We start from the raw sequence: 12,990 nt of genomic DNA on the forward strand, positions 1-12,990 counted from the left end.
GCCTAAGAGGAGCCGGGTGCAGGCGGGGCGCGAGCGGGGGTTGTAGGATTATTAAACTATGGAAAACTCTAGCTCGACCACCCCACGACCAGAGAAGAAGCAACGCGTCCTATCCGGCATTCAGCCCACCGCAGACTCCTATCACCTCGGTAACTACCTCGGTGCCCTGAAGCAGTGGATTGATCTGCAGGATTCCTATGACGCCTTCTACTTCATCCCTGATCTGCACGCCATTACTGTTGAGCAGAATCCGAAGGAGTTGCGCGAGCGCACCATCAAGGGTGTCGCGCAGCTCTTGGCGCTGGGTATTGACCCGGAAAAGTCCACCCTCTTCGTGCAATCGCATGTGCCCGCCCACGCCGAGCTGAGCTGGGTGCTCACCTGCCTCACCGGCTTCGGCGAGGCCTCCCGCATGACCCAGTTCAAGGACAAGTCCGCCAAGCAGGGCCAAGACCGCACCAGTGCCGGTCTGTTTACCTATCCCATGCTCATGGCCGCCGATATCCTGCTCTATCGCCCCCAGCTGGTGCCGGTGGGCGAGGATCAGCGCCAGCACCTCGAGCTCACCCGCACCCTTGCGGAGCGCTTTAACTCCAAGTACAAGAAGACTTTCGTGGTGCCGGAGAGCTTCATCCCCGAGGGCGCGGCCAAGATCTACGATCTGCAGGAGCCCACCTCGAAGATGAGCAAGTCCGGCTCCAACCCCAAGGGCCTGATCAACCTGCTCGACGAGCCGAAGGTCTCCGCCAAGCGGATTAAGTCCGCCGTCACCGACAATGACGGCGAGATTCGTTATGACCGCGAGGCCAAGCCGGGCGTGTCCAACCTGCTCGTGATTCAGTCGGCATTGACCGGCACCAGCATCGAGGATCTGGTGAACGGTTATGCTGGACAGGGCTATGGCGCGCTCAAGACGGATACGGCCGCCGCGCTGGAGGAGTTCACCACCCCGCTCAAACAGCGCTTCGATAGCTTCTTGGCTGATCGCGGCGAGCTGGAAAATATCCTGGCCAAGGGAGCCGATAAGGCTTCTGAGATCGCCGAATCCACCTTGGACGATGTCTACGAGCGGGTGGGCTTTTTGGCAGGACAGCGTCGCTAAGCGAGACGCATAAAAGAGACTGAGGAGACACCATCTATGGCGGCACGCACTACCGCTAATCCCGCACGCACCGACGTGCACGGCATCGAGCGCACCAACGACGATAACGTCGGCGCCCTCGCCGCGTTCCGCGCCAAGCACGCGTGGTTCGATCACATCATGCGCATGCAGGAGCGCTATTCCTCGATGGGTGGCAATCAATACGCCGCCGGCATCACCTACTTTTCGGTGCTGTCGATTTTCCCCATTCTCATGCTGCTATTCGCCGCCCTCGGCTTCGTGCTCGCCGGCAATCCGCAGCTTCTCGGCGAGGTGCACCAGCGCATCACCGAATCGGTGGACGGCTCCATGTCTGAGACCCTCACCGAAATCCTGGACACCGCCGTGAAACAGCGCGGCTCGGTGGCGGGAATCGGTGCCCTCACCGCCCTGTGGTCCGGTCTGGGCTGGATGCACAACCTGCGCTATGGCGTGTCCAAGATGTGGAAGCTCAACCCAGTGGGTGGCAACTTCTTGGTGAATAAGCTGCGCGACTTCGTCGGCCTGATCACCCTGCTGCTGGCCTTGGTGCTTGCCTTCGGCGTGACCGCCGTGGGCGCCTCGGGCCTGACCGCCACGCTGCTGGAACGAGTGGGCTTGAGCGGTATTCCTGGCATCAGCTACATCACCTATGTGGTGGCGGTGGTCGTCGGTGTGCTGGCGAACTACCTCGTGTTCTTCTGGTTGGTGAAGTTCATGCCGCGCACCACGACCCCGCTGAAATCCTGCGCGAAGGCCGCTCTTTTGGGCGCAATTGGATTCGAAATCCTGAAGCAGTTCGGTTCCTTGTTCTTCTCCAATGCGCTGTCCAACCCGGCCGGTGCCACCTTCGGGCCGATTATCGGTGTGATGGCCCTGCTCTACTTCGTCTGGCGTATCCTGCTGTATTCCTCCGCGTGGGCGGCCACCACCGAGGAATCTCTGCAGCTGGTGGACTATGACGTGCCAGAGCCGGCCGTGATCCGCGTGCGCCGCGAAGTGCGCACGCAGAGCGCCGCCTCCTCGACCGCCGCTATTATCGGCGCGGGCGCCGTGGCCGGCGGTCTGCTCGCCGCGATCTTCGGCGGCAAATAGATTCTCCAGCCTCTCGGGCCTCGTTCACCCAGCGTGGACGGGGCCCTCTTTCTGTGATGGGCGGACTGTGCTGCTTCTCAGTCTTTGCTAAGCTGCCAGTGGTCTGCTCAGCGAGACGGATGGAGAGCACACCCAGGTGGCCGCACTAACCTCACCGAATCCCGCGGCGGAGGATGAATTCGGCATTGAACGCGCCGATTCCGTCCCGCCGCGGTTGTGTGCTGCGCGCCGCGCCGCGTGGCCGTGGTTCGACCACACCATGCGCATGATCGAGCGCTATATTCGCTGCGGCGGCTGGCAATACGGTGCCGCCATCACCTACTTCTCGGTGATGTCCATCGTCCCGCTGCTCATGCTCGTCTTTGCCGCCGCCGGCTTCGTGCTCAATAGCCAGCCGCGGCTCATCGACGGCATCGATAGCTTCCTCCGCGAATACTTAGGCGGCGACGCCGCTGCTCCTTTCATGTCCCTCATCATGGAGGCCATGGACCAGCGCAATATGGTGCTGGGAGTGGGTGCCTTCACGGCGCTGTGGACGGGCACGAACTGGATGGTGAACCTGCGCTTCGGCACCAGCGCGGTGTGGCTGGCGGATGCCCGCGGCCCCAATTTCCTCATCTCTAGGCTGCGTGACCTGGTGGAGCTCATCGGCCTCATGGTGGTGCTGCTCATCGCCTTTAGTGTCACCACCGTGCAGACGAGCGCGGTGGCGGACCGCATTGTCGCCTATCTCCGACTGACTCATGTGCCTGGGGTTGGCGTGGGGTTGAGTCTGGCGGCGCTGGCCGTGGCGGTGCTGGCGAATATCATCGCTCTGGCGTGGATTATGAAGGCCGTGCCCACCGTGGCTGTGCCGTGGTCGCTGGTGTGGCAGCCGGCGCTGGTGGGTGCGGTGATCCTGGAGCTATTCAAACGCGCCGCCAGTGCCATCGCCATCTTTTTCTTCAACTATCCGGCGGGGGTGGTATTCGGCCCCGTGATCGCGCTCATGGTGCTGCTCTTTATCGTCTGGCAGATCGTGTTGCTGTGCACCGCGTGGTCGGCCACCAGCGATGGTGCCCGCCAACTCGTGGAGCTTGAGGTGCCCCAACCCGCCGTGCTGCACATGGTGGGGGTGCGTGTCCGCCGCGCCCCGATCGCCACCGTGTTCGCACTCCTGTGCGCCGGAGCCGCCGCAGTGGCCGTGGGTGTCCGGTGGCTGCGCTACTCTAGAACTGACGATCGTGCCAAAGGAGAACACTAGTGAATTACCAGCACATTGTGGCCGAGCCAGTGGTGGACATTTACCGTTTGCTGGACCTCGATCATGACGGGGAGCGAGCCCTCGTGCGGCTGTGCACCATCGACGCCGAACTAGAGCTGGAGGGGCTGGCGGAAGAACAATCACCGCGGCGCGAGGTGCGCATCCTCATGGAAATCATGGATGATGCCGACACGCAGCGGGAATATGACGAGAAGGCGCTCGGCCAGCCGTGTAGCTGGGCTGAGCTCGACACCCTCGCCAAGCTCGGCGAGCTGCCCGATGATCTCGGCACCCGTACCCACTTCGGCTCGCAGGCAGCGATGCCGCCGCAGCCCGGGCCGGGAGTCACCACGGCAGGGCCTGCTGGGGTGCCGGGGATGCCGAATATGTCTTCCCCCACCTACGGGGTCGCGCCGCAGAGCCCGCAGCAGCCTGTCCCCGCGCAGGGATATAGCACCGGCGGCCCCGAAGAGCGCCGGCCAGGGCAAGGAACGCGCTTTATCCTAGGAGTCGGCGACTGGTTTGTCGCCCAGTTGTGCGCGCAGGCGATACTAGGGGTCTTAGGCTATCCCGACTCGGATACCCTGGTGAGCGTCCTCATTACCCTCGTGGTCATGCTGGTCTATGTGTGCGGCTCCGAAACCCTCCTCGGCGGCACCCCGTTGAAACTCGCCGCCGGATACCGCACGAAGGATGTGCGCACCGGGAAGAATCTCTCGCTGGGGCAGTCGTTGCGGCGTTCCTGGTGGAAGTTCTTCGCCTGCTTCTCGGGCGGCCAGGTGATATCGATCGTCGCCGGCGCCTACTACAAATACACCATCACCGAGCAGCGAGGATATGTGGGTAAGCACGACGAGTTCGTGCACGGCGAGGTCGTGCGCAAGCGCTTCGTGGAGGATAACTAGCGCCGGCGGCGGGGGCGCAGACGCACCCGACGGCGCCGCCGCGAGCGCACCCCAGCCACGCCGACCACTCCAGCGAGAATAAGACCGAGGAGAAACGCCGCCACCAAGGCGACGTCCGCACCCCGTGATGGGGCGGCAGGTTCCGGCTCCGCCGCAGCGGCGTCCTCGCTGGTAGTGCTGGTGGCTGAGGGGGTGCTTTCCTCCGTGGGGCTGGTCGCGGCCAGAGCGGCCACCGTGCCGACCGGCTCGGCAGCGGGTGGGGTGTCGGCTGCGGCGTCGATGAGATCATCGGCCATCTGCCAGGCGCGCCTCTCTGGGGTGATGGTGGCATCCAAGATCACCGCGGCGAGGCGGCGCCCATTGACCTCCCGCGCGCCCACGAAGGTGTGGTTGGCGTCATCGGTATAGCCGGTCTTGCCGCCGAGGGAGTCCTCATGCTTGGACAGCAGCTGATTATCGTTCCACACCTCGAATCCCTCGTAGTCGCCCCAGCCGGGAAAATCGATGGAGCGCGTGCGTACGATCTCCGCGAATACCGGATTGGCCCACGCCTGCTTATAAATGAGCGCCAAATCAAAGGCCGTGGTGGACATGCCCGGGCCATCCAGGCCGCTATAGGAAGCGGCGCGCGTATTGCGTGCCCCCACCTGCTGGGCGAGGGCATTGACCTTCTCGAGTGCGATGCGATCGCCGCCGAGCTCCTGGGCGAGAGCGTGGGCGGCATCGTTGCCGCTGGCCATGAGCAGGCCACTGATGAGCTGCCGGTTGGTGTACACCCCATCGGGGCCGATACCCACCGCCGAGCCCTCGATACCGGCCGATTCCGCCGAGACGGTCACCTTCTTATCCAGATCGAGATTGGTGATGCTCACCAGCGCCAGTAAGGCTTTGATCACCGAGGCCGGGCGGTAGCGGCCGTGCGGATCCTTCGCGGCACTCACTTCGCCGGAGTCAAGATCGAACACAATCCAGCTCGAGGCGGTATTGCCGTCGGGCACAGTGAAGCCCTCGGCGGCGATGACACCGCACTCGTTGAGCTTCGGCCCGCCAGCATTGATTGCCGGCACCGGTAGCGGCGCCGGGGAGCTCTGCCCCGGTTTCGGTTCCTCCGAGGTATCCACCGGCGGCGGTGGGGTAGTGGCGTGCGGGCAATCATCCGTATTCGGCGAGGTGGTTCGCTGCGTCGTCTCTGAGGTGGAGGGAGTGGTCTCCTCCTGCGCCCAGGACACGGGCACGCCGGTGGTGCATAAAGAGAGCGCGAGAAGACAGGCGGGGAGGCGTCGATAAGCGCGGGAAAAATGTTCAGCCATGATAGGCCGATAGTCTATTGCACGAGGCCACCCATGAGGTGGGAGGCGGCGACGCTGGTGTCACCCTAGAATGTGACCATGATCAACCCCACGTCCTCTCCTCTTCCACCGCCGCCGCGTGAGATCGTGCAGCAGCTGCCGAAAGTATCCCTTCACGATCACCTCGATGGCGGTTTAAGCCCCGATCTCATGGTGAGTCTCGCCGCCGAGCAGGGCTATGAGCTGCCGGAACCCACACCAGAGGCGCTGGCGCAGTGGTTTGAGCAGAAGGCCAATGCGGGCAGTCTCGCGGGCTATCTCGAGTGTTTTGCCCACACCGTGGCCCTGATGCAAGACGCCGCCTCCATCACCGCCGTGGCCAAGGACGCCGTGTTTCAGCTGGCCGCCGACAATTGCGTATACGCGGAGCTGCGCTTCGCCCCGGAGCTGCACACGCAGAAGGGGTTGAGCATGCAGGAGGTGGTGGACGCCGCCATCACCGGGATCAAGACGGCCACCGTCATGCTCGACGAATGCGGCGTGAGCATTGTGGTGCGGCTGATCCTCTGCGGCATGCGCCAGCAGAACAACGTGCTGGAGGTGGCGCAGCTGACCGTGGACAACTATCACCCGGGCTCGGTCGAAGGCATGGTGGTGGGCTTCGATCTTGCCGGCCCGGAGGATGGTTTTCCGGCCTCGCGCTTCCGCGAGGCCTTCGAGCTGCTGCGCCGTCACTTTGTGCCCGTGACCATTCACGCCGGCGAGGCCGCCGGGGTGGAGTCCATCCGCGAGGCCCTGGAGCTGGGGGCGCGTCGTATCGGCCACGGGGTGCGGCTGATGGATGTGCTGCCCGGGGATGAGGAACTCACCACCGATCCCGTTGCGCGCTATATCTACGACAACGAAATCTGCCTCGAGCTCTGCCCCCACTCGAACTACCAGACGGGCGCGGTCGCCCACGGCCAGGTGCATCCCTTCGCCGAATTATTCAACCGCGGCTTCGCCTGCGCCATCAACACCGATAACCGGCTGGTCTCGGGTGTCACCCAGACCGATGAGATGATGTATCTGGTCGAGGAGTGCGGCCTGAGCTTCGAGGATCTGCGCGATATCACCCTGATCTCCATGGAGGCCGCCTTCATGCAGCGGGAGGTGCGCGATGTGATCCTCGTGGACTATATCGATCCGCGCATGAACGAGGCGCGGGAGGCCTATGCCGCATGGCTTGCCCGCGCCGGCGCGGGCAGCGCTGAGGGTGAGACCACCGGCGCAGGCGAGGAGGGCGTTCTGCCCGTCTCCACACCGGATGTGGAGGAGGGGCACTCCTATGGCGAGGGCGAGGCCATGCCGCTGCTGGTGGTGGAACAGCTCAGGGTCACGCCCTTCTGGGGCGATATGAACCAGGAGCTGGCTGGGCTTACTCCAGAACGGGTGGAGGATATTGAGGAGCGCGTCGATATGCTGGCGCGCACCTACCTAGTGACCCACCACGTGGCGCTGGATGGGGTGCACCGCGCGCGGCTGTGGCTGCTGCTGCGCGATAGCCTCGCGATGCTCGATGAGCTCTCCCACGTGGCGGGCCGCCCCATCAAGGCCGTGCACGATATCCTGCCGATCTTTCGCCCCGATGCCGAGGATGAGCGCAGCCGCTATGGCGGCTACCGGGTAGATGCCAGCGAGCTCGCCGCGCTCATCGGGGAGGATGTGCAGGGCGCAGATACCGCCGCCAGTGAGGAGGAGGACATGGATGAGCCCACCGTGTCGGAGCCGCCGCAGGGGGTGCAGCCCTGGGCGCGCGGTGTCGATCACGATGGGCAGATTGGGTGGCGCCGCGTCTAGCGGCTAGGGCATCAGCGCCGCGAGCGCTGGCGCCACGGGGCTAGAACTTGCTGAAGCGCTGGGTGAGAGTCTCGGTGAGGGCCTTCCAGCCTTCGGCCTCCTTGCTAAAGGGCGCATCCGGCACATAGTTGGAGGCGCCGCCAAGCATATAGGCGATGTAGTCCTGCAGGCTGGGGCGGGCCAGCAGGATGGAGTTGAGCGAGTCATCGGCGGCCCAGTCGGCGGCATCGGCCAGCAGCTCATAGGCGCGGCGCATCTGCTCGGTATCCACTTCCTTAGGCCCCTTGCGGATATCGTCCTCGAGCCCGGCGAAGGAATAGGAGTTGTCCTCGTGCACGGTGACATCGAGGGTGCCGCCATTGACCTCCGTCATCACGGTCTCCCAGGTGGAGAGCTTGGCGAGGTCATGATCGCCGTGCTCGGCCAGCCAGCGGGGCATGGTCTTGCGGTTATTGAAGGTGAAGATCTCGCCGTATTTACCCAGGAACACCGGCCGGCCTTCCACATAGGTGCGCAGCGTATAGAGGGTGCGGCCTTCAATGCTGATTTTCACCGGATCGATACCGGCGGCAGCCCACACGGTGCTGTCATAGGGATCAGCGGCCTCGGCCTCTTCCTTGCGCTTGGCCTCGGCGGCGGCCTTTTCCTCCGCAATGCGCTCCTGGGAGGCGGCGATAGCGGTCTCGGCCTCGGCCACGGCGGCGTCATCGACCTCGGGGGTGAATACGTGGCCGTCGAGGGCGTCCACCACATCATTCCAGCTGTTGAGCACCACGCGGCCCACGCCGGTCCATTCCTCTGCGCCCTGCTCGCCGATGTAATGATCCGAGCCGCGATCCAGATTGTCCAGCACAGAGTGCCCGGAGAAGAAGGAGGTCACCGTCACATCGGCGAGGACCTCGCCCAGCGAGCGCGCCACCCGCAGGGCGCGGGCAGTGCCCGAGACGGCGTTGTGGCTGGGGCGCTCGGCGAGCAGCGCGGGCACACCCACCACATCGGCGTAGCCGGAATCGTCCGGCACCACGCGGGCCTCCGGTTTGGATTGGAAATTCGACCAGCGCGGGTGATTCGACAGATCGTGGTGCGGATGCGCCGAGATATAGGCGAGGAGCTCGGCGGGGGAGTGGAAGAAGAAGACATTGTCGTCATCTCCCAAAAACGCCTGCCAGACGCTGCCGTGTTCGCGGTAGGCCGGCGCCCACAGGGTGTAGAAGTCCCCTTCTGTGAGCGCAATCTTTATAGGAATAATCGTCTGTTGTGCCTCGGAGGAGGAAGAAGTCATGCGCTAAAGCCTAGTCGAGCCTTAGTAGGTGGGGCGATAGAACCCTAGAAACCCCATCCCCATGTTGGTGGTGCGCACCGGATTCTTCTGCACCGGGTCGCCGGCCTCGATCATCATGCCCTCGCCGGCGTACATGGCCACATGCCCATCCCACACCACGAGATCGCCCAGCTGCAGCTCATCGGCGCTGACCTGCCGGCCCACCGCCTGCTCGTGCGCCATCCGCGGCAGCTCCACCCCGGCCTGGGCATAGGACCATTGCACCAGCCCGGAACAATCAAAACCATCCGGGGTGGTGCCGCCCCACACATAGGGCGTACCCAGCTGGGATTCCGCGGCCGCCACGGCACGCGCTCCCGCGGTGCTTGTCGACGCCGTCCCGCTGCCCGCACCACCCGCCGCAGAGTCGGGCGCCTGGTCCAGATCGAGCGGGCTGCGCTGCGCGATATGCTCCAGCTGGGCGGTGGGCTGTGCCAGCTCCGCCTCGAGCTGCTGGGTGCGCTGCCCCGCCGCCGCGAGGGTGGCGGGGGAGAGCGCCGCGAGCGCCTGGGCGGCGGCGAGGTGCTGTGCCGGATGGGGGCTGAGCATTTGGGGCGCCAGCCGGGTGACGTCTGCGAGATAGTGCTGGGCCAGCTGCACGAGATCGGTGCTGGCGCGGGCAATGATCGGCTGGGCAATGGCCATGATCTGCTGCATTTCCGCCTTTTCCGCATCCAGGGCGCCGGCGGCGTGGGTGAGGCGGTGGGCCGCGGCGCCGAACATGGGGGCCAGACGCTGTGCGGCGGAAATATCCGTCACCCCGCCGAATGCGCGGGGCAGGGTAGCGGTGGGCACAAGGGCGGCGAGCTGGGTGAGTACCGGAAACATGAGCCTTAGACCTGCCTGTTCAGGGATGCGGCGAGGTCGGCGTCGACAAGCTCAATCGAATGAAGATGCCCGGCTGTGTCCTGGGCGCGCTGTTCGCAGCAGCGGGCGAGCTGCTGGCTGCGCTGCCCAGTGGCGGCCGTGGCGCGGGCGAGGGCGGCGGCGAAACGCTCCATCCCAGGTGTTGGGGCCAGCGCCGGTGGTGCTGCTGGGGTGGTGGCGGCTGCCGCGGCGAGGAGATCGCGCAGCAGGGAGCGGGCATAGCTGGGGGTGCATATGAGGTCAGTCATGCTCATTAAGACGTTGCGCACACCCGTGATGGTTCCCCTCGTCGGCGACACGGGGCACTGTTCTATTCTGGAACGTATGGAGACCAAGGTTATTGACCACCCGCTCGTCGCAGCCCGACTGACCATCATGCGGGATAAGCGCAGCAACAACGCCACCTTCCGCGCCGCGCTCCGCGATCTCGGAGCAATGCTCATCTACGAAGCCTGCCGCGAGGTGCCGGTAGAAACCTTCGACTGCCACACCCCAGTGGCCGTGGCCGAGGGAGTGCGCCTGGAAAACCCGCCGATCATCGTGCCCGTCATCCGCGCCGGGCTGGGCATGATCGATCCGGCCCTGTCCATGATCCCCGACGCCCAGGTGGGCTTCATCGGCTTGGCCCGGGATGAAGAGACCCACGAGCCGGTGCCCTATCTGGAGGCACTGCCCGAGGATCTCACCGACCAGCCGGTGTTCGTGGTGGATCCCATGCTCGCCACCGGTGGGTCGCTGCTGCACGCCATCCGGCTGCTGCACGCCCGCGGCGCCACCGATATCACCGCCGTGTGCATGGTCTCGGCGCAGCCCGGGGTGCAGGCGCTCGCCGATTCCGGACTGCCCGTGCGGCTGGTCACCGCCACCATCGATCCCGAGCTGAACGAGGACGCCTATATCGTCCCCGGTTTGGGTGACGCCGGCGATCGCCTCTACGGTCCGCGCAACATCGACCTCTAAAAATCCGCCCACCCCATGGTGGTGCTCCTCACTCTCGTGGGGAATGCACACCATGGTGTGCAGACTCTGCCCGCTTGCGTAGGCAGAGTCTTTTTGATGGCTGATGACGATAACGTAATTTACTGGCCGAGCTACGCTGTGGCGCTCGGCCAGCGGGTGCGCACATTGCGCGCCATGCGCGATATCAGCCAAGAACGCCTCGCCGAGCTCGCCGGGGTGCACCGCAACGCGGTGGTCGGGCTCGAACGCGGGGTGTCCTCCCGAAATAGCAGCGCCAATCCGCAGCTCGCCACCGTCTATCGCATCGCCCGTGCCCTCCACGTGCCCCTCGCAGTGCTGCTTCCCGACGCCACCACCCCGCCCCGCCGGCTCTGCCGGGCCACCGAGTCCCTGCCCAGCGAGGTGGATGTGGTGTGGCCGCGCGAGCCGGAGGACGTGCTGCCCTTCGATGGCTCGCACGTGATCATTGACGGCGATGATCCTCGCTTTGTGGATGAGTTCCACCCGCTCTATGTTCTCCGGCAGCGGGCGCGGCTGCAGCTCAAGGCGCGAGAGGATGCTGTAGACGACGCGGATGCTGTGGATGCTGCCGAGACCGCGGCGACTGCGGATGCTGCCGAGCCCGCCGAGACCCCAGAGACCGCCGAGCTAGAGGCGTCCGAGTAGCTCCCGCAGCTCGCCGACGATGCGGGTGAGCAGCGCCTCCGAGTGCTCCGCTGAGTCGGTCCCAGAGACGTGGATATAGATTTTGGCTTTGCTCTCCGTGCCAGAGGTGCGGGCCAGAATGCGCACGCGCCCGGCCTCGCCGCTGCCGCTCCAGCCGATGATTTGATCGTCGAGAAGCGGCAGGGGACGGAGGGGAATGCCGGCCAGTTCCTGCGGCGGCGTGGCGGCGGCTTCCTCCAACAGGGTCTGCGGATCGGAGGTGCGGATGATGACTTTGCGGCTGGCATAGTAGCCATGGCGTTTATGCAGCGTCATCAGCTCCTGCTCGAGGGAGGAGCCGTGCATATTCAGCTCGGCCGCCCAGGCACAGGTAATCAGCGCGGTGGCCAGCCCATCCTTGTCCGGAACCCGCGCCGGATCGACGCAAAAACCTTGAGCTTCCTCATAGGCGAAGGCGAGCTGGCCGGGGCGATCGTCCGCGGTTTGGGTCATGTTCTTAAAACCGGTGGCGGATTCCTGATAATCCCAGCCCCGCGCGGCGGCCAGAGACTTCAAGAGATGCGAGGACACGCGGGTGGTGGCCACCACCGGCGCCGGCGCGCCCGCAGGAGCGTTGGCGACCAGCCGGGTAGCCAGCAGCGGACCCAACTCGTCGGCGCTGAGCATGCGGTGGCTGCCGGCGGCGGTCTTGATGCCGATGCCGCAGCGATCCCCGTCCGGGTCGAGGGCAATGATGAGATCGGCGTCGTGGTGGGCGGCGAGCTCCAGCACCTGCTCGACCGCGCTGGGTTCCTCCGGATCAGGGAAGGCGAGGGTGGGGAAGGTGGGGTCGGGATGCTGCTGGCTCAGCACCGGATAGCACAGCGCGAACCCCGCTGACTGCAGGCATTGGTGCAAAACACGGCCGGTCACCCCATGCATCGCGGTGTAGACCACCGTCAGTCCGGCGCGCTCGGTGGCCACGCGCAGTCGATCATCCGCGCCGGGATCCACTAGGTCCACCACATAGTCCACATAGCGGCGCAGTTGATCCTGGGTGGGGCGCACATGCACCCGCGGGATCTCGGGTGCCGGCGGCATCTCCTCCATCAACGCGGTGATCTCCGCCGCCCTGTCGGTAGACAGCAGCCGCCCGTCGCGGGTGTAGAGCTTGCAGCCATTGTCCACGGCCGGATTGTGGGAGGCGGTGATCTGGATGCCGCCATCGAAGCAGCGCGTGTGTATTAAAAAGGGGATGAGCGGGGTGGGGGTGGGTTGGGGCAGCAGTGTCACTTCGAAGCCGGCCCCAGCGCACACCTCGGCGGCGGCCTGGGCGAAGGCGGAGGAGCCATAGCGGGTATCCCAGCCCACCACCACGCGAATGGGGGCGTCGGTGGCGTGGAGCAGCCGGCCGATCCCTGGTTCTTCGGAGGGGGAGTCGCCCGCGAAACGGCTGGGCAGGGTGGTGCGCTGCGTGGTGTGGCTGGGCAGCCAGGCGGCGAAGGCCGCGGCCAAGCGGGTGATGAGAGTGATGTTCATCTGCCGTGGTCCTGGCCCGACGGGGGCGCGGAAGCCGGTGGTGCCATAGACCAAAGGGGCAGCGGAGTGGGGCTCGGAGGGGCGGGATTCCACGACTGACTATCCTTTAGCTGCTTGCGGAAAGGGTCCTGTGTTGAGCCTAGCGTTATTACCCCACGTTCTGGTAC

12 protein-coding genes are annotated in these 12,990 nt (G+C 65.2%); 7 read left to right on the plus strand and 5 right to left on the minus strand.

Annotation, left to right across the window (positions count from 1 at the left end; all coding sequences use genetic code 11):
- Positions 1 to 58: 58 nt before the first annotated feature.
- From trpS to KRX12_RS11025, 4 genes are all read left to right on the plus strand, one after another.
- Complete coding sequence (trpS, locus tag KRX12_RS09140; protein WP_218366428.1) at positions 59 to 1,102, plus strand: tryptophan--tRNA ligase; 1,044 nt, start codon at positions 59 to 61, stop codon at positions 1,100 to 1,102.
- A gap of 36 nt (positions 1,103 to 1,138) precedes the next feature.
- Positions 1,139 to 2,215, plus strand: a complete 1,077-nt coding sequence (yhjD, locus tag KRX12_RS09145) for an inner membrane protein YhjD (protein ID WP_218366429.1) — start codon at positions 1,139 to 1,141, stop codon at positions 2,213 to 2,215.
- 136 nt (positions 2,216 to 2,351) lie between these two features.
- Positions 2,352 to 3,458, plus strand: coding sequence for a YihY/virulence factor BrkB family protein (locus KRX12_RS09150; protein WP_218365262.1), 1,107 nt, complete (start codon positions 2,352 to 2,354; stop codon positions 3,456 to 3,458).
- Positions 3,458 to 4,363, plus strand: coding sequence for an RDD family protein (locus KRX12_RS11025; RefSeq protein ID WP_218366430.1), 906 nt, complete (start codon positions 3,458 to 3,460; stop codon positions 4,361 to 4,363). The genes KRX12_RS09150 and KRX12_RS11025 overlap by 1 nt, the downstream gene beginning before the upstream one ends.
- Here KRX12_RS11025 and KRX12_RS09160 read toward each other — a convergent pair.
- Positions 4,360 to 5,673 (minus strand): serine hydrolase, encoded by a 1,314-nt coding sequence (locus KRX12_RS09160; RefSeq protein ID WP_218366431.1) that lies wholly within the window; start codon positions 5,671 to 5,673, stop codon positions 4,360 to 4,362. The two genes, KRX12_RS11025 and KRX12_RS09160, sit on opposite strands and share 4 nt — an antisense overlap.
- 78 nt (positions 5,674 to 5,751) lie before the next feature.
- Here KRX12_RS09160 and KRX12_RS09165 point away from each other — a divergent pair, with 78 nt between their 5' ends.
- Positions 5,752 to 7,491, plus strand: a complete 1,740-nt coding sequence (locus KRX12_RS09165) for an adenosine deaminase (RefSeq protein WP_218366432.1) — start codon at positions 5,752 to 5,754, stop codon at positions 7,489 to 7,491.
- 40 nt (positions 7,492 to 7,531) lie between these two features.
- On the opposite strand, the gene KRX12_RS09170 is transcribed toward KRX12_RS09165, so the two are convergent.
- Genes KRX12_RS09170 through KRX12_RS09180 form a run of 3 tightly spaced genes read right to left on the minus strand, consistent with a single transcriptional unit; the run spans position 7,532 to position 9,927 of the window.
- A complete protein-coding gene (locus KRX12_RS09170; protein WP_218365259.1) occupies positions 7,532 to 8,773 on the minus strand; it encodes a hypothetical protein in 1,242 nt (413 codons plus the stop codon).
- Between the two features lie 21 nt (positions 8,774 to 8,794).
- Positions 8,795 to 9,640, minus strand: coding sequence for a C40 family peptidase (locus KRX12_RS10965; protein WP_218366433.1), 846 nt, complete (start codon positions 9,638 to 9,640; stop codon positions 8,795 to 8,797).
- 5 nt (positions 9,641 to 9,645) lie between these two features.
- Positions 9,646 to 9,927 carry a hypothetical protein gene (locus KRX12_RS09180; RefSeq protein WP_218366434.1) on the minus strand — a complete coding sequence of 94 codons (282 nt, stop codon included), beginning with the start codon at positions 9,925 to 9,927 and terminating at the stop codon, positions 9,646 to 9,648.
- 76 nt (positions 9,928 to 10,003) lie between these two features.
- On the opposite strand from KRX12_RS09180, the gene upp reads away from it, so the two are divergent.
- Together upp and KRX12_RS09190 are read left to right on the plus strand one after the other, a co-directional pair.
- Positions 10,004 to 10,639 (plus strand): uracil phosphoribosyltransferase, encoded by a 636-nt coding sequence (gene upp / locus KRX12_RS09185; RefSeq protein ID WP_218365309.1) that lies wholly within the window; start codon positions 10,004 to 10,006, stop codon positions 10,637 to 10,639.
- Positions 10,640 to 10,735: 96 nt separating this feature from the next.
- Positions 10,736 to 11,305, plus strand: coding sequence for a helix-turn-helix domain-containing protein (locus tag KRX12_RS09190; protein ID WP_218366435.1), 570 nt, complete (start codon positions 10,736 to 10,738; stop codon positions 11,303 to 11,305).
- Here the strand turns inward: KRX12_RS09190 and KRX12_RS09195 are convergent.
- A complete protein-coding gene (locus KRX12_RS09195) occupies positions 11,288 to 12,823 on the minus strand; it encodes a phospho-sugar mutase (RefSeq protein WP_218366525.1) in 1,536 nt (511 codons plus the stop codon). The genes KRX12_RS09190 and KRX12_RS09195 overlap by 18 nt on opposite strands.
- Positions 12,824 to 12,990: the final 167 nt, after the last annotated feature.

This window comes from Corynebacterium sp. TAE3-ERU2 (assembly GCF_019209955.1).
GTDB lineage: Bacteria > Actinomycetota > Actinomycetes > Mycobacteriales > Mycobacteriaceae > Corynebacterium > Corynebacterium megadyptis.